The organism is Kaistella yonginensis (assembly GCF_030409525.1).
Taxonomy (GTDB): Bacteria; Bacteroidota; Bacteroidia; order Flavobacteriales; family Weeksellaceae; genus Kaistella; species Kaistella yonginensis.
On the sequence record NZ_JAUFQB010000002.1, the window covers coordinates 167,652 to 185,802 of the forward strand.

Annotated in this window: 14 protein-coding genes and 4 tRNA genes; 16 read left to right on the top strand and 2 right to left on the bottom strand. The window is 35.2% G+C overall.

Annotation, left to right across the window (positions count from 1 at the left end; all coding sequences use genetic code 11):
- Positions 1-152 precede the first annotated feature (152 nt).
- The 9 genes from folE to QWY78_RS00840 all read left to right on the top strand — a co-directional run bounded on the left by folE (position 153) and on the right by QWY78_RS00840 (position 12,277).
- Positions 153-818 (top strand): GTP cyclohydrolase I FolE, encoded by a 666-nt coding sequence (gene folE / locus QWY78_RS00800; protein WP_290215765.1) that lies wholly within the window; start codon positions 153-155, stop codon positions 816-818.
- 17 nt (positions 819-835) lie between these two features.
- Positions 836-1,543, top strand: coding sequence for a hypothetical protein (locus tag QWY78_RS00805; RefSeq protein WP_290215766.1), 708 nt, complete (start codon positions 836-838; stop codon positions 1,541-1,543).
- A gap of 46 nt (positions 1,544-1,589) precedes the next feature.
- A complete protein-coding gene (gene cysS, locus QWY78_RS00810) occupies positions 1,590-3,056 on the top strand; it encodes a cysteine--tRNA ligase (RefSeq protein WP_290215767.1) in 1,467 nt (488 codons plus the stop codon).
- Between the two features lie 235 nt (positions 3,057-3,291).
- Complete coding sequence (locus tag QWY78_RS00815) at positions 3,292-5,949, top strand: 4-alpha-glucanotransferase (protein WP_290215768.1); 2,658 nt, start codon at positions 3,292-3,294, stop codon at positions 5,947-5,949.
- Between the two features lie 240 nt (positions 5,950-6,189).
- Positions 6,190-7,125, top strand: a complete 936-nt coding sequence (locus QWY78_RS00820; RefSeq protein WP_290215769.1) for a hypothetical protein — start codon at positions 6,190-6,192, stop codon at positions 7,123-7,125.
- A 294-nt stretch (positions 7,126-7,419) separates the two neighbouring features.
- A complete protein-coding gene (locus QWY78_RS00825) occupies positions 7,420-7,833 on the top strand; it encodes a DUF4890 domain-containing protein (protein WP_290215770.1) in 414 nt (137 codons plus the stop codon).
- A gap of 95 nt (positions 7,834-7,928) precedes the next feature.
- Complete coding sequence (locus tag QWY78_RS00830; protein WP_290215771.1) at positions 7,929-8,438, top strand: ferritin; 510 nt, start codon at positions 7,929-7,931, stop codon at positions 8,436-8,438.
- A gap of 21 nt (positions 8,439-8,459) precedes the next feature.
- Complete coding sequence (locus QWY78_RS00835; protein WP_290215772.1) at positions 8,460-10,346, top strand: DUF3858 domain-containing protein; 1,887 nt, start codon at positions 8,460-8,462, stop codon at positions 10,344-10,346.
- Complete coding sequence (locus QWY78_RS00840) at positions 10,343-12,277, top strand: DUF3858 domain-containing protein (protein WP_290215773.1); 1,935 nt, start codon at positions 10,343-10,345, stop codon at positions 12,275-12,277. Before QWY78_RS00835 ends, QWY78_RS00840 begins: the two co-directional genes overlap by 4 nt.
- A 52-nt stretch (positions 12,278-12,329) precedes the next feature.
- Here the strand turns inward: QWY78_RS00840 and QWY78_RS00845 are convergent, their stop codons facing one another.
- Positions 12,330-15,485, bottom strand: a complete 3,156-nt coding sequence (locus QWY78_RS00845) for a UvrD-helicase domain-containing protein (protein ID WP_290215774.1) — start codon at positions 15,483-15,485, stop codon at positions 12,330-12,332.
- A 90-nt stretch (positions 15,486-15,575) separates the two neighbouring features.
- Between QWY78_RS00845 and rpsU the strand changes: the two genes are divergently transcribed.
- The 7 genes from rpsU (at position 15,576) to QWY78_RS00880 (ending at position 17,585) form a co-directional block, all read left to right on the top strand.
- On the top strand, positions 15,576-15,773 hold the full coding sequence (rpsU, locus tag QWY78_RS00850) for a 30S ribosomal protein S21 (protein ID WP_133439727.1): 198 nt from the start codon (positions 15,576-15,578) through the stop codon (positions 15,771-15,773).
- An 82-nt stretch (positions 15,774-15,855) separates the two neighbouring features.
- A complete protein-coding gene (locus QWY78_RS00855; RefSeq protein ID WP_290215775.1) occupies positions 15,856-16,737 on the top strand; it encodes a tyrosine-type recombinase/integrase in 882 nt (293 codons plus the stop codon).
- 3 nt (positions 16,738-16,740) lie between these two features.
- Positions 16,741-17,031 carry an HPF/RaiA family ribosome-associated protein gene (locus QWY78_RS00860; RefSeq protein ID WP_290215776.1) on the top strand — a complete coding sequence of 97 codons (291 nt, stop codon included), beginning with the start codon at positions 16,741-16,743 and terminating at the stop codon, positions 17,029-17,031.
- A 100-nt stretch (positions 17,032-17,131) separates the two neighbouring features.
- Positions 17,132-17,205, top strand: a tRNA-Thr gene (locus tag QWY78_RS00865).
- A gap of 17 nt (positions 17,206-17,222) precedes the next feature.
- Positions 17,223-17,305, top strand: a tRNA-Tyr gene (locus QWY78_RS00870).
- Between the two features lie 85 nt (positions 17,306-17,390).
- Positions 17,391-17,463: transfer RNA gene (locus QWY78_RS00875), tRNA-Gly, on the top strand.
- A gap of 50 nt (positions 17,464-17,513) precedes the next feature.
- A tRNA-Thr gene (locus QWY78_RS00880) sits at positions 17,514-17,585 on the top strand.
- 88 nt (positions 17,586-17,673) lie between these two features.
- On the opposite strand, the gene QWY78_RS00885 is transcribed toward QWY78_RS00880, so the two are convergent.
- The gene (locus QWY78_RS00885; RefSeq protein ID WP_290215777.1) at positions 17,674-18,012 is read right to left on the bottom strand and encodes a transposase; all 339 of its coding nucleotides are present in this window, start codon (positions 18,010-18,012) and stop codon (positions 17,674-17,676) included.
- Between the last annotated feature and the right edge of the window lie 139 nt (positions 18,013-18,151).

The following is an 18,151-nucleotide window of genomic DNA, read 5'->3' on the forward strand; positions in this document are numbered from 1 at the left end:
GTGTTTTTAAAAGTCCCTCTCCGTTAAGAGGGATTTTGATTGAGGACTAGTTGAGTAGCTTACGGAATTTGGCCTGCTTTCAATCGGATTTGCTGTGAAGTACCTTTGGATAGAAATTAAATCCTTAATTTTGTTTTTATATTATTAAACTTATGAATGAGAATTTAGATAATGACGATGATGTCTTCACAGGAAAGGAACACACCCCTTTACGCGCAGACGCTTTTGAAAAATCTCCCGCTGAAAAAATCGAACTGATCCAGCACCATTTTCATCAGATTATGGAAACATTAGGAATGGATATGACCGACGACTCGCTGAAAGATTCACCGAAACGAGTGGCCAAAATGTATGTAAATGAAATTTTCGGCGGACTGCTTCCTGAAAATAACCCACGCATTTCGACCTTTTCCAACAAATACAAATACCGCCAAATGTTGGTAGAAAAAGACATCACCGTCTATTCCTTCTGCGAACATCACTTCTTACCGATTATTGGCAGAGCCCATGTTGCCTATATTTCTAATGGTGAGGTGATTGGGCTTTCAAAGATTAATCGCGTAGTTGATTATTATGCCAAACGTCCGCAAGTTCAGGAGCGCCTCACCATGCAGATTGTAGATGCTTTGAAGAAAGCACTTGGTACCAATGATGTTGCCTGCATCATCGAAGCAAAACACTTATGCGTAAATTGTCGCGGGATCAAAGATACGGCAAGCTCTACCACTACGGCCGAACTCAGCGGTCTCTTCAGAACCAACCCGATTACCCGCCAGGAATTTCTGCATTATGTAGGAAGTCGATCTACTTTGGAATAATCTAAAATCTGATAAGCATGACTATAAAAGAAGCTGTTTTAAAATCTTTGGAAGAGATAAAAAACCCAATTGGTTCTTACGAACTATGTGAGTATATTATGGCCAAGTCTTATGCAGAATTTAAAGGGAAAACACCTCATAATACAGTTTCTGCACATTTAACAGATTTTATTTATAAGAATGATAAACGGGTAAAAAGAATAAAAAAAACTGGTGGGAATTATTTGTATTATCTATCTAAATTTGAAGAGGAAATCAATGAAAATATCATTAAAATAAAACCAGTAGCAGTTACTAAAAAGGAGAGTTATAAAGAAAGAGATTTACACATTCTTTTGAGTACTTACTTGAGAAACATAGAAAACGTTTTTTCAAAAACAATTTTTCACGAAAAATCATTCAACAAAGAAAGTGGACAAGTTTGGACAAATCCTGATATGATTGGTGTTAGTTTTTTACAACTTAAAAACAAAGTAAGTCAGGAGTTTTTCAAGAAGCTAAATCAAAAAGAAGCTTTTAAAACAATAGATAAATTATGTAAGATGAATATTGAGTTTGAAAAATTTATTGAACATATCGAGAAATTAATGGGTGTTCAAGACCGATTTTATAAACCTTTAGAAAAAGACTTTGAATCATTTTGTGATGTTTTTTTCGAAAATGATGATGTTATTCTAAAATGTTGTAAAGAAAAAAGCATTCCTTTCGATGAAAATGTTTTTTAGATAATATATTAGTTCTTTATCAAATCTCAACCATCAACTAAAAAAAATGCAACTAAAAATATACAACTCACTCACCAGCGAAAAAGAAATCTTTAAACCTATTCACGACAATAGCGTCGGAATGTACGTTTGTGGACCAACTGTTTACAGCAATGTGCATTTGGGAAATGTGCGGACTTTCATGTCTTTCGATTTTATTTATCGTTCTTTAAGTCATTTGGGTTACAAAGTTCGTTACGTTAGAAACATCACCGATGCGGGACATTTAACCGATGATGGCGATGTGGATAATGACCGTTTCGTGAAACAATCGCGCTTGGAAAAACTGGAACCGATGGAAATCGTACAGAAATATACGGTCGATTTTCACAAGGTTTTAGAAGTGTTTAATTTACTTCCACCAACCATAGAACCCACGGCGACCGGACATATTTTGGAACAGATTGAACTGACTCAGAAATTAATCGATAAAGGTTTTGCCTACGAAAGCAACGGCTCTGTTTATTTTGATGTTTTGGAATACAACAAACGGGGCTTAAATTATGGTGAACTTTCCCGCAGAAACATCGATGAACTTTTTGCCAATACCCGTGATTTAGATGGGCAAAATGAAAAGAAAAACGCACCAGATTTTGCCCTTTGGAAATCCGCATCTCCGGCGCACATCATGCGTTGGAACTCGCCTTGGGGCGAAGGTTTTCCCGGTTGGCATTTAGAATGTACCGCCATGTCTACCAAATACCTGGGCGAAAAATTCGATATTCACGGCGGTGGCATGGATTTGAAATTCCCGCACCACGAATGTGAAGTTGCGCAAGGAAAAGCTTGCAACGATGTAGCTCCCGTAAATTATTGGATGCACGCCAATATGTTGACCATGAACGGGCAACGAATGAGTAAATCTACAGGTAATTATATTCTGCCGATGGAACTTGTTTCCGGCAGCAATGAGTTCTTCGAGAAAGCTTTTCACCCAACCATTGTGCGTTTCAACTTTATGCAGGCGCATTATCGAAGTGTTTTGGATATTTCTAATGAAGCCATGGTGGCCAGTGAAAAGGGTTTCCAGCGTTTGATGGAAGCCATGAAAGTGCTTTTCAATTCTGATTTTCCAAGTGCTGAGGTTTCGACTTTTGATGTAAACGCTTGGAAGGAAAAATGTTATACAGCGTTAACCGATGATTTCAATTCGCCAATTTTAATCGCCCATCTTTTCGAGGCGGTTAACTTCATATTTAAATTAAAGGAGGCAAAAGAAACCATTACCGAAACTGATTTGAAGGCGTTGAAAACATTAATGAATGATTTCGTATTTGATGTTTTAGGCTTACAGAATATCGAAGAAAACAATAATGAGAAATTGGATCAGACTTTACAGGTTCTCATCGACTTGCGAAACCAAGCCCGAAAATCCAAAAACTTTGACCTCTCCGACCAGATCCGCGATCGCTTGCTCGCCGAAGGCATTGAGTTGAAAGATGGAAGAGAAGGAACGAGTTATTCGATTTCTTAAGTAATTGATTTAAAGCCCTATTGAACTAATTAACCTTTCGAAAATTCGGAAGGTTTTTCATTTCGTCAAAGTGCATTACTCTCATTTTTAATGATTTATCGCATATTTGTAATTATCTGTTTTAATGATCTGATTATGAACTGCTAAACTGGTTTTGTTAATTTTGAAACGTTCTGATTTTCTTTCTTAATTGTTCAGAAATTTCCTAAATTGCAGTCATTAAAGACAACCTTTTATGAAACTATATCTTAACATTAATTTCAGAACGAAAGTTGGTGAAAACCTGCAAGTTATCGTTATTGAAGAAGGAAGCGAAGAAAAATTGCACGCCTTGAAATATACCGATAACGGAAACTGGTCGGCGGAAGTGGATTATTTTTCGAAATCCATTTCCTACAAATATCAATTGGTGAATGAAGAAGGATTTATTCTGGATGAAGAATTTTCTTTGCATCAATTAACTTTCCCCCACAACTACGATGAATTCAATGTTTTTGACTTTTGGAATGCCAAAAATTTTCCCGAAAATTATCTCAATAATAAAATCTTAAAAAATAAACTTCGTCATTTCAAACCTAAGAAAGTCTCGGTTTTAAAAAAACATACGCATCTTTTCCGCTTAGAAGCACCTATTTACCATCCAGACTGGCAAGTTGTTATTTTAGGGAATGGTGTGGCGCTCGGAAATTGGGAATATTTAAACACCGTTCCAATGTCGCAAACCGATTTCGGAATTTGGGAAGCTGCAGTAGAACTTCCAATCAACCAAATGATCCAATACAAATATGGTTTAATGAATACCGACTCTGGTGAAGTTTTCGATATTGAATATGGCGATAACCGCTGGGCGCTACCGAATGCTGAAAAAAATATACTTCAAATAAAAGCCGATCATTTTTTCAAATTCAAGTCGTATCAAATGTATCACGCCGCTGGAGTTGCAATTCCGGTTTTTGCCTTAAGAACAGAGGACGGTTTCGGAGTTGGTGAATTTCCAGACTTGAAAAATCTGGCAGATTGGGCAGCGAAAACAAAACTTTCTGTTTTGCAAATTCTACCGATCAATGATACTACTGCAAATTACACTTGGACGGATTCTTATCCTTATGCTGCGATTTCGGTGTACGCTTTACATCCGCAATATTTATCGATTGAAAAATTAGAGTACCCTTTATCCAAAGAATTAGAGAAGGAGTTTAAAACTGAAAAAACAGCTTTAAATGATTTAAGCGTTATCGATTATGAACAAATGATCTCCGGGAAATGGAAATTTATTAAAGCAATTTTTGAAACCAATAAAGAGAAGGTTCTAAAAGACAGGAACTTTAAAAAGTTTATTAAAGAGAATGAAGAGTGGTTGATTCCTTATTCTGCTTTTTGCGTGTTGAGAGACAAGTATAAAACACCAAATTTCAATGACTGGAAAACCCACAAAAAATATATTGCCGGCAAAATAGCTCCTTTTTTTACCGCAAAAAACAAAGAGTATGAAACGGCGATGCTGCATGCGTGGGTGCAGTATCAACTTCATGTACAATTAAAAGAAGCGATTGACTATACCCATGATTTGGGAATTTCAGTAAAAGGAGATTTGCCGATCGGAATTTATCGATATTCGGTAGAAGCGTGGACAGAACCCGAGCTGTTTGGTATGGATTTTCAAGCTGGCGCACCACCAGATCAGTTTACAGATTTAGGTCAAAACTGGGAATTCCCAACCTATAATTGGGAAGCCATGAAAGAAGATGGTTACCGCTGGTGGAAAAATCGTTTCAAAGCCTTGGAACAATATTTCGATGCGATGAGGATTGACCATATTCTTGGTTTTTTTAGAATTTGGCGAATGCCGATGAGTGCGACCCAAGGGATTTTGGGCTATTTTTATCCGGCAGTTCCGGTACGGGTAGAGGAGTTTCAAGCAAGAGGAATTTACTTTAATGAAAATCGATATTGTAAACCATTTATTAATGATCAAATACTGTGGAATTACTTTGGTGAAGAAAGGGAAACTATTCATAATCTATTTATGAACAATCATTTTGATGGGACGTATACTTTAAAAGAGGAATTTGATACCCAACGAAAATTAGCAGATTATTTTAAAGAAAATCCGATCGGCTGGGCCGAAGAAAGATTGATTTCACTAGCTGCAAACGTGCTATTCTTGAAAGAGCAATTGAGCGCTGATGAAGTGGTTTACCACCCGAGATTTAATATTGAAAAAACAGAATCCTATCAATATTTACACGACGACGAAAAAAGAAAACTATCTGAACTATACGTTGATTATTTCTTCAAAAGACAAGATGGATTGTGGTATGAAAAAGCCATGGAAAAACTTCCTGTAATTTTAAATGCAACCGATATGTTGATTTGTGGTGAAGATCTGGGCTTGGTTCCAGAATCGGTGCCGCAAGTGATGGATCGGTTAGGGATTACTGCGCTGAAAGTTCAGCGAATGCCATCGGATAACATTCCCTGGTACAATCCAAAACAAGCAGGGTACATGAATGTAGTGACAGCCAGTTCGCACGACAGTTCTACACTTCGACAATGGTGGCATGAGGATCGAGAGTTAAGTTATGCGTATTTTCAAAAGCAACTTGGCCAACAGGGAACAGCGCCTTATGATTTAGAACCGCCTTTGGCAGAGATGATTATGAAACAGCACCTGTATAATGATGCCATGTTAGCCATTTTTCCTATTCAGGAATTTCTGGCGACTGATAAAATATTAACCAATCCAAATATGGATGAAGAACGAATCAATAATCCCGCTGTTTTTCCACATTATTGGCGATATAGAATGCATTTGAATGTGGAAGAACTTTTAAACCATGAAGGTTTTAATCAAAAAATTGCACACTGGATTGCGGATTCAAATAGAATTTAAAAATAATATACACGTATTTTATTTAGAATGAATAAAAATTTTTAATTTTTCAAGTACTGATAATCAGCATTTTAGATATGAAGTTAAGACTTAGGTTTTAACTTCTTTTTTGTTTTGTTATCAAAAGAATAGTGCTTTTTATCAATTGATAATAATCTTTCATGAAATAAGAAGTCTAGTTAAAAAATTGGCACGATTTTTCGATAATCGTTAGACAATTAATATAAAACCGAAATTATAATGAAAAAAATACTAATTGGTTTCTCAGTGTTTCTAATGACATTGGTTTCCGCCCAGAACTATCCTGATTATTATCCAACGAATAAAAGCAATTATTATGGAGACGAAGATGATTCATATTATTTCCCCGATGATTATTATTATGAGTATCCTTCCGACTATTATAATAATGATTTGTACCAAGGATATTATAATGATTATCGCCAAAGTATTTATAATGTAAATTGGAATCGTTTTTTTGCCATGCACCGCTTATCCCCTTGGCAAGTACAACAGATTATGATGTTGAATGACAGTTTTCCTTCGTATAACGCCTGGAATTCTTATTATCGATACAATCCGGACCGGTGGTATTATGATCGGTTTTATGCAATGCAAAGAATTTTAGGGCCTAACTTATTTATCGTTTTTCAGAATAATTATTACAACGGTTACAACCCAGTGGTGTATTATCAGAATTATAATAGAAGACATTACGCCAGAAATATTTACGTTATTCCAAGATACAGATCTATGAATATCAATGTGTATAAAGTAAACAAAGTTGAGTATCATCAAACAAATCCAAGGCAAAATATTGGTTTTCAGCCAGTCCCGAGATCGGGTAGAACCGAAAACAGCTTCAGAAATGAGGAGCTCCGAACAGATAATAATACCAGAGATAATAACTTCAGAACAGAAAACGCTGCTCCCAGAAATAATGGAATAAGAAGCGAAAATTCAAATACGAGAAATAATAGCGTAAGAACTCCGCTGAGGTCAGCTGAAAATAATGGAATTAGAAATAATTCAAATATCAGAAAGGACGCGCCGCGAAATGAAGTGCCTACCAGAAAAGTAGAGCGAACACCAGAAAATCGCAGCAACCAAAACAACGAATCCAGAACACCAAGTTCTAGTTCAAGAAACTCGGGTCAACGTTTTATCACCCGATAATTTTAGATTTTAATGTTAATAATGATGGCGAGCAGTTTCAAATTGAAACTGCTCTTTTTTTATAATTGTCCTAATAAAGCAACTTTATAATCTTTTACATAGATTATATTTTAAATTCTAATTTTAGAAATTAACTACTCTATATGTTTGCAATCAAACATTGAGTAAGCAACGAATATGCTTGCGTTTTGTTGGTATTTGTTTTAACAAAAGTTTATGAGTATCCTATTTAACTATCATGTGTTTTCCCTATCAAATAGACAGTTAACAAGAAACCAAACAAAATAGAACATCATGAAAAAATTAGTTTTAAGTGCAGCGTTTTTAGCGCTAGGAACTTTCGCAATGGCACAGCAAAATCAAAAAATGCAGAAAATGGATCCCGCTCAAATGGAACAAAAAAGAGCAACTCATTTGAAAGAAATGCAATCAGAATTAAAGCTTACTGATGCGCAAGTTTTAAAAATCAAAGCTTTACAGGATCAAAGAATGGCTGAAAGAAAAGAAAACGCTCCAAAAATGCAGGCGGAAAGGAAAGCCAAAAGAACTCAAATCGATGCCAAGAGAGCGCAACATGAGGCAGAAATGAAGCAGATTTTAACTCCTGAGCAATTTCAAAAGTGGCAGTTGATGAAAAAAGATAGAATGTGTGATAAAGGGAAAATGATGAAAAGCAAAAAAATGATGCGCATGCAGTCAACTAAATAACACGTTCATAATTTATTTTTTAATGTTAGGCGGGACATATGTTCCGCTTTTTTGGTATACAAAATTTAATTATATTTGTTTAAATAGAATTAATAATGATCAGTACAAAAATAGCAGTTTTACTCAACGACCAAATTACCAACGAACAATTCGCAGCACAATACTATCTTTCAATGTCGGCCTGGTTTTCGGCACGCGATTTAGATGGCATCGCCAATTATTTCCGTATTCAAAGCAAAGAAGAATTAATGCACGCTGACAAAATGTTTGATTACATGAACGATGTTGGCGCTGAAATAAGAATGGGAGCCATTGAGCAGCCACCACACGTATTCGATAATGCAATTGATATTTTCGAGAAAGCTTTAGCACACGAAAAGTTAGTCACCAAAAGTATTTTTAATATTTTGAAAAATGCCAATGACGAAGGTGATTTTGCCACTGTTTCCTTTTTACAATGGTTTGTGACCGAGCAAGTAGAAGAAGAAGCCAACGCTTCTCAATTGGTAACCAAAATTAAAATGGTTTCCGACAACCCTTCTGCGTTATATCTTTTTGATCAGGAATTGGCCCAGCGCGTATTGCTTCCCTTAGCGGCAAATTAATCAATTCAAAAATAATTACGGATGACCAAAATCTACCAACTGTGCTTCACCGTTTTATCATTGTGGAGTTTGGCGCAAGATTATGCAGTAGCCAACATACCAGAAAATCTTCTGGTTGGCGCAAATGCAATTATTAGAGAACACTCTGAAGATTATATGCTTAAATCGGTCAATGATATGACCATCAAAGAAACCCATGTGGTGACCATCATAAGTTCCGCTGGTGATTCTTACTCAACCGTCTTAATCCCGTACAATCCAACCACAAAAGTGAACAACATCAAAGTTGAAATGTTTGATGCGGCCGGAAAGGTAATTAAAACTTTTGCGAAGAAAGATTTTTCAGATTATACCAATAATCCTAGTGCAGGATTATACGTAGATGATCGAATTTTGGTGCTGAGAACAATTTCTACAAAATATCCTTTTACCCTCAGAACCACTTATGATACAAGTACCTCTAACACGGTTTACCTCAGTAAGTTTTCACCGTTTAATTCTTATAATTTAGCCTTAGAGAAAAGTAATTTTAGCGTGACCAATAATTCAGGAATTGCAATTCGAACAAAAATAAATGATAAAACTTTGGGTAAAGTTGTGGAGTTTAAAGAAGGAAATGTCTGGAAGTATTCCTACCAAAATATTCCCGCAATTGTACATGAAGATTTATCACCAAGTTTAGAATATTTAATTCCGACTGTAGAATTCTCGCCCGAGAAATTTTCACTTGCCGAAAGAGAAGGGAATCTTACGGATTGGAACAGTTTCGGGAAATGGTATTACCATCAATTGATCGACCCTGTTTCACAAATCACACCCGAAATTACTGCGGAAGTTGCCGCGCTTAAGCTCACGGGTACTACCTCTGATAAAGTTAAAACACTTTACCAATACATGCAAAACAAAACCAGATATGTTTTGATTGCCATGGGAATTGGTGGTTGGCAACCCATGCCCGCTGCTGAAGTTAGCAAAAAAGGATACGGAGACTGCAAAGCACTCACCAATTATATGCGCACTTTATTAACCGCAGCAGGGATTCCTTCTTATTATGCCGTCATTTACAACGATGATTCTGTTATTAGTTTCGACAAAGATTTTCCGAAATTATCAGGAAATCATGTGATTTTAATGGTTCCTAACGAGAAAAACCCGATATGGTTAGAAAATACTTCACAACGGATTGCGTTTAACCATCTTTCATATTCCTCGCACAATAGAAATGTTTTGGCCGTGGATGAAAACGGTATTAAAATTATCGATACGCCCGTTTATCAACCCGAAGAAAGTAAAGAGTTTTTATCTGCGAAAGTGCAATTGGCTGAAGATGGAACAATAACTTCAAGTGCTTTTTTTGAATTTACTGGTGGACAGTATGATTTGAACCTTCGTTTATTCAGTCTTAAAAATGATGAAATTCAAGAAGCCCTGAAAAGCAGACATTATAACCTGCAAATTGATCAAGTCGCTGTTAATAATCTGGTCAATAATAGAGATGATGTTAAAATAACCTATGATCTTATTTTGAAAGCGAAGGGGTTTTCGAAAAAACTTGGAAATGATTTATTTTTCCCAGTAATGCCTTTTTATCAGGCGGTTGCCTTTACCACCAATACCGAGAGAAAACTTCCGTTCGAAACAGCGTTTCCGTTTCAAGATGATTATGAAATTGAATTTACCGCACCGGTAGGTTATAAATTTGGCGAACTCCCAGAACCTGCAGAATTTTCAACTGAATTTGGATCTTATGCCCTGAATTATAAAATAAAGGACGATAAATTATCAGTACGGCGCATTTTAACCATTAAGAAAGGAATTTATCCGAAAGAGAAATTTAAAGATTACGTAGATTTCAGAAAAAAAACTGCCTCCAAAGACAATACTAAAATCTTAATCTCAAAAATATGATTAAAAAATGGATCCTTTTTATCGGATGCTTCTTGGCGAGTGTCCTTTACTCCCAACACAAATTCCTAAATGACCCTAAACTGTCTGATGAGGATTTGAAAAGTACCCAATCTAAAATTGAAGCCGATGCGCCCGCAGAAGTTTTATACCGGTCTGTACATTTTATGATTGATTACAATGGTTTTTTAACTCAAGAAATTGTCAGTCGTGTCAAAATTTATAATAAAGATAATGCTGGAGATTATTTAGATCATGAGATTGCTGTTTACGATTCCGGTAGAGGTGATCGCGAAACCCTGAGCAATCTAAAAGCAATAACCCATACTTGGGAAAATGGTAAAAAAGTATCGACTAAAATCGAGCGCGATGAAAAGTTTAAGTCTAAAGAAGATAAGAACTATACGGTCACCAAGTTCGCTTTTGCTAATGTGAAAAATGGCTCAGTAGTTGAGTATTCCTATACCCTTTACAGTCCATTTTTATCTTCTACACCACGGATTCTGATTGAAGAAGAAATTCCGGTGAAATATGTGGAATATGTTTTTGATCACCCCAAACCACTGGGTTATACCATTAATTATAAAGGCAGTTTAGCACCAAATTTCCGGGATTCTGGCTCCAAAGTTTTATATGGTAGTGAATATGAAACCTACCGATTTGCATACGAAAAACTTCCCGCTTTTAAAGATGAAAAATTTGTGTTGAATAATAATAATTATAAGACAGGTATTAAAGCAGAGCTTAATTCAACTTTATTCAATAATGTATTTAAATCCTATTCTCTTTCGTGGAAGGATATTCAAAAAAGATTATATGAACATGACGATTTTGGCTTACAACTGAAAAAAGAAAACCTGGTAAAAAATGTACTTCCCGCAGAAATCGGAGCAATAACTGGTAAAATTGAAAAGGCAAATGCGATTCTAAAATTCGTGCAAAAAAACTACACCTGGAATAAAGAAGATGATACCTTTACAGATAAAGGAATTAAAAACCTACTGACCACAAGAATCGGAAATACAGCAGAGATTAATCTTCTTTTAACCATGCTTTTGAGAGATGCTGGTTTTCAAGCTGATCCTGTGGTTTTGTCAACGGTGAAAAGAGGAATGTTGCTGGCTTATAATCCCTCGATTTCCCAACTTAATTTTGTTTTGGCCTCTTTTACAGAAGGTGGCAAAATTTTTCTACTTGATGGAACTTCTAAATTGACGGAAATCAACATGGTTTCACCCCGAGCCCTAAACCATTACGGAATCGTAATGTCTAAAGATGATGCGAAACAGATCAATGTAATTTTTCCCGAAGTAAGCAAAACCCTACTTTCCATCAACGCGAAATTGACTCCAGAAGGAACTTTTGAAGGTCATTTTGCAGACCGAGACACAAAATTATATGCCATGATCGCGAATGAAAATTATACTGATGACGAAAAGGTTTTTGCAAAAAATTACCAAGATGAGTATAAATTTCCATTCACAAATTTGAAACATGGATTACAGCCAAACAATGATTTTGAAACGAGTTTTGATTTTAGTTCAGACACTTTTGTAGACAATATAGGCAATAAACTAGTTTTTAATCCACTGCTTTTTCTCTATTCGCAAAATCACAACTATGATCAAACAGAGCCAAGAAGAGCTGCTATTGAATTTTATTCTGCCTATGATCGGGCAAAGAAAGTAACCATCACCCTTCCAGAGGGTTATGAATTTGAAAATGTGCCCAAGTCTAAGAAATTCCGCACGGAAGATAGTGCGTTGCAATACAGCTATGTTGTTACACAAACCGGCAATCAATTGACTGTTGAAACTACAGTTCAAATCGATGATTCTGTTTTTCCGAAAGAGTATTATCCCGCTTTTAAACAGATCTATGATAATGTAACCAAAATGGAAGCACAAGTCGTAACCGCTGTTAAGAAGAAATAAATCCTTGAAATTATAAAATTGAATACCTGTCTCGGCGAAGAGACAGGTATTTTTAAACATAAATGATTTGAGATTGAATCACTTTTTTACCTAATTTTTCTAAAACCGATTGATATTCATCTAATTGTAACTGATGTTTTTTCTGCGGATCTCCTGTTTTAAAATCGATGATAATCATTCCGTTTTCTGTTTCAATTAATCGATCTGGCCGGTAAATTGATGAGGTTCCGTTTTCAGAAATCATAAGGTCTTTTTCATTAATAACGGTTTGGTTTTCTTTGAAATAGGTAGCATAATTTTCATTATGAATGATGTTGAAAATTCGGTCCTTAATTTCAGTGTTCTCTTCATGGGTAATGATTCCCTCCAAAACATAACTTTCTAATACTTTTTCTACATCTTTGGCCGTATTGATTCGAGCTAGAATTTCGTGCGTAAAAATCCCCATTCTAACTTTTTCTACCCGGTTTTGATAGCTTTTCGTAGGCGTTGCAATTTTAATCGCATCGGGATATTTATCTTTGTCCATCGTAAGGTGAATCGCTTTTGTTGTAAATTCGGTGCTTTTCTGCGCGGTTTGCTTATTCAAATTTTCAGCAGAAACCCTGTATAAATCAAATGACAATTGAAGTTCACCCGCTTCATTTCGGGGTATTTTAGATGCTAGAAAGTCATAAATTTCTAAATGATTAGTCGTTTTATTGGGTTGCTCAATGTAGAAAAAAAGCTGTTCTGCTGCTCTGGTTGTAGCGACATATTGCAAGCAGAAATCATCAATTTTTTCCTGATAAGAGTTCTCATAATTAAATGTTGCAATTTCTGGATCATATATTTCTAAAGTGGTGTCGAAGAAATGTACATTCACAGAACTGAGTAGTTCCTCGGAGCTGGTTTCAAACCAATAACTGCTTTTCTTCGAACCGGCTGCATTTTTCATTGGTAAAAGAACCACAGGGAATTCCAGACCTTTTGATTTATGAATCGTCATAATTTGAACGGCATCAACATTTTCTGAGGCTTGAATCGTTTTGCTGTTCGCCTCTTCTGCCCAGTATTTTAAAAACTCCTTTAATGTAGATCCAGCATTTTGAGAATAAGCGAAAAGCATTTCTAAATAATTGAAAAGAAAATCGGTTTCTTTGTCTTTGACAGAAAATTCTTGTAAAAAATGTTCTATGAAATTATACAGATTGAGTTGCAGTAAATCCTTTGATTGAAGTTGAAGGCCATATTTTTCAAAAATTGAAACTTCCATTTTAGATTTCGTTTTCAATGCCAATATTTCCATGATTTCATTGCTGAAATCATCCATTTCTATTCTACCTAAAACCTTTAAATAATAAAGCATTTTTACCGCAAACTGAAGGTTTTTTGGATTTTCTTCCCATTTCAAAAACTCGGTCAATGCTAATAAAGTCAATGATAAGTTAAGCGTTAAACCCGATTCTGAAATCGTTTTAATATAAACATCATCTCCTTTATAATTTACTTTTTGATTCCCCAGTAATTGTGAAAAAGTAAAAATATCAAAGTTTCCGCGACAAAGAATCGTAATGTCTGAGAACCGAAAACCTTGCGCCAAACAAGTTTCAATATCATCCCGCATTTTCTCGGAGGTACTTTCATAATACTGGCTTTTTTTGGTGGCGTTTTCGATAAGATTAATTCTCACGCGACCTTCCATATCTGATTTTGCCTTTTGGTGTGAGCCTTTTCCAAAAATTTCCTGGTGCTCAGTTTCCGTAAACTGCGACATATAATCGTACAATTTATTGTTGAAGTCTACGATGTTTTTTGCACTTCGATAATTATTTTCTAAGTTTTCAACTTTCGCTTTAACTGGTGCGTTTTCTTTATGATTAATAATATCCAGCATCAGTTGCGAATCGCCGCCACGAAAACGATAAATGCTCTGTTTTGGATCACCAACCAAAGTAAAACTCATGTGTTCCTGGGAAATTGCATGATCTCTTAACGGTAAAAAATTCTGCCATTGCAGTAAAGAAGTATCCTGAAATTCATCGAAAAAATAATGCGAAAATTTCGTTCCTATTTTTTCATAAATAAAAGCAGTAGGCTCCTTACGTAAATTTTCATGAATCATAACATTGAATTTCGACAGTAAAACCAGATCGTTTTCTTGCTCGATTTCTGCTAATTTATCCTGAATATCGTTATTTACTTTTAATGGAAGAAGGGCATTCAGAATTTTTTCTTTCTTTTCAGCTTCAACATGATTTTCAATGATCTTTTTTCGATGGTCCAAGAGGAAATCTAGAATTTCAAGAATTTCTGCTTCTCTATTTTTTGATTTTGAAGAAGCTCCTTTTCTAATTTTTTCTTCTCGTGCTAATTCTTGTTCAATGGTTTCATATAAAAGCGGAATTTTTTTGTCTATAAACTTTTCAAAAAACCCACCGATTCCATTTTTACCATCAGCAAAATCGCCAACATTCAAGTCTTTTTCTTGAAGCAAAGTCATGGCCTGTTCTGCAATTTTCAAGGAATCCTCTCTTAACTCTTTGATGTTTTTCCGCAAATTCTTTTTTGTATGCTCATAAACATCCCAATCAAAATTCTTATTTTCATTCAGTTGAAAGTAATGTTTATCCTGAACATATTCTTTAGCAGAATTATAAAGGGTTTTATTCAGGTCAATTCGGTCATTATTATCCAGCGTATAATTCACAAAATCCATAAAAGCTTCAGAAATTTTATTTTCTTCACCAATGTCTTCCAGCATTTTATCTACTGCTTCAATTAAAAAGGGCTCCGCATTAATTTCTAAATTAAAGTTCTGAGCTAAACCCAATTCTTGTGCAAAACTTCTTACTAATTTAGAATTGAACTTGTCGATCGTGCTGATATTTAAGGTAGAGTAGTGGTGGAGGACATAATCCAGCATTTTTTTGGAACGCTCGTGTAATTCTTTCAGCGGAATAGTAAAACCCTCATTTTTTAGTTTAATCTCAATGTTGATCAAATCATTATTGGATTCATAAGTTTCCAGCGAAAACTTTTTTAACCAATCGATAATTCGGTGCTTCATCTCATTGGCGGCTTTATTGGTAAAGGTCAACGCGAGAATATTTCGAATTTTATCCGCTTGCGAAGGATACTTTAAACAGATAGCTAATAGATTCTGAACCAGAGCGTAAGTCTTTCCGGAACCAGCAGAAGCATTGATTACTTTATAGTCGGGTTGCATTGTTTTATTTTATTGAGTTTAAAAATACTAAAATAATTTGTCAATTCAGAAAAAAATCTTATTTTTGCAATCCAAAATGAGATGTAAATTATGTTAATAATCCCAGTAAAAGATGGTGAATCCATCGACAGAGCTTTAAAAAAGTACAAAAGAAAATTTGACAAAACAGGAACTATCAGAGCTCTTAGAAGTCGTCAACAATTCAATAAGCCTTCTGTTGTGAAGAGAGCAGCGAATACCAAAGCAGCTTACAAACAAAGAAACTTGAGCATCGAAGAGCAAGCTTAGAGAAAATTTCTTTTCAGAAAATACCCAAATCACTTTTCAAATACTTATATTTGGAGAGTGATTTTTTGTTGGTTAAGGTATAATGATAGAAAGATTCTTAGAATACATAGAAGTAGAAAGGCGCTATTCGCCACATACGGTAACCAGTTACCGTAAAGACCTAAATGATTTCTCTGTTTTTTTAATGAGAACAGAATCACATCAGGATTTCACCAAGGTCGATAAAAAAATCATTAGAAATTTTATGACCGATTTAAGTTTGGCTGAATTTTCTAAACGTAGCATCAACAGAAAGCTATCTTCTTTGCGAAGTTTTTTTGTTTTTATGTTAAAGGTGGGCCAGGTAAAAGTGTCGCCGCTGGAAACAATTCAATCCTTAAAATTTTATGCAGAAAAACAAATTCCTTTCTCAGCAGCAGAGATGACGGATTTGCAATCCTTAGAAGTTAGACCTAAAAATGGAAACTTTTTGAAAGAATTGATTATTGAAACCCTGTATCAAACCGGTATGCGGAAGGCAGAACTCACCAACCTTTTACTCAGCAATATCGATTTTAGCAAGAATGAAATTAAGGTAGTTGGGAAAGGAAACAAATCACGAATTATTCCGATCTCGATGCAGCTCTTGGAAGGTTTCAAATTCTATTTAACAAAAAGAAACCCCTTGGAATCGAGTAACATGTACTTTTTCATCAGTGAAAAGGGTAAAAAACTCAATGATAAATTTGTCTATTCTGCGGTAAATTCCTACCTTGGTCTTGTCACTTCGAAGACGAAAAGAAGCCCTCATATTTTAAGACACAGTTTCGCAACTCATGTTTTAGAAAATGGGGCTGAAATTTCTAAAGTCAAAAAATTGATGGGACATTCGTCTTTGGCTTCAACACAAGTTTATACCACAGCCAATATCGAACAATTAAAGAAAGTGTTTAATAATGCTCACCCTAGAGCGAAAAAAAAGTAGATTATGAAAATTAAAGTTCAGTCAATAGGATTGACTCCACATGCACCACTTGAAGAATATTTAGAAAAGAAACTCAATAAACTGGAAACTTTTTATGATAAAATCCATGGTTGTCAGGTTTTTCTCAAAGTAGAAAATGGCGGGGGAAAAGAAAACAAGACCGCAGAGATTAAATTAGAGGTGCCAGGGGATGATATCGTTGTGAAAAAGACTTCTTCCTCTTTTGAAGAGAGTATTGATCTTTGCGCAGATGCAGCTAAAAAACTGCTAATCAAGAAGAAAGAACTTGCCTAAAAAATAAATAGAAAAAAAGTTACGAAATATTTGCAGATTTAAAATAAACTACCTTATATTTGCACTCGCAAAAACAGATAAGAAGTTCTTTAAAATCTTTGCCTCCGTAGCTCAGCTGGCTAGAGCAGCTGATTTGTAATCAGCAGGTCGTGGGTTCGAGTCCCTCTGGAGGCTCATTGAAAATAAAAATTGGGGAGGTTCCAGAGTGGCCAAATGGATCAGACTGTAACTCTGCTGTCTTACGACTTCGTAGGTTCGAATCCTACCCTCCCCACATTTTTTCATAAAAAGATTTTGTATACCTGTTAATTTATAGTAAATTTGCAGACCGTTTACCATCAATTTTTGGAAACAAAAATGCGGAAGTAGCTCAGTTGGTAGAGCGTCAGCCTTCCAAGCTGAATGTCGCGAGTTCGACCCTCGTCTTCCGCTCTAAGAAATCACAACCATTACAGCGGCTTGTGATTTTTTTTTAAATTCTTGCCGACTTAGCTCAGGGGTAGAGTGCTTCCTTGGTAAGGAAGAGGTCGTGAGTTCAAATCTCATAGTTGGCTCTATTTTAAATCTCTTGGTTTTCCAAGAGATTTTTTTTGTCATTTTTTTCCCAGCTTTAAATAAAGGATCACGCACAAAACTTGGGGACTACGCAAAAATCTGTGTTAATCTAAACAAGAAAAATTTTCGATCTGTCACTCCTCGTAGTTGTAATCTGAAGTTTTTTATTTTTGCATTGAAGGATTCCGCAGATGCATTTGTACTTCTGTTTATAAAATAATTGAGAATATCATTATAATGTTGAGTAATGGTTCTGACTATAGTAGTAAACGATTTAAGTCCTGCGTTTTCTACATCTTTAAACCAATGCGCCAGTTTTAACGTGGCGACGGATTTTATAATTTTTTGATTGTAAATGTTTCTTAAGCCATCACTTAAGTTATATGCTTTTTCTAAATCCGGATATTGAGTGAACAAAAATGACAATATCAACAATTTTAAAACTATATAAAAGCTGTTGATCATTTTCAAAAAACTTGTCCGTACTACGATATAGTATATTTTATTTTGATTCGTTTCCGCTCTTGCTTATTTATAATAGGTTTGTTATTCTTTTTGTTATTTT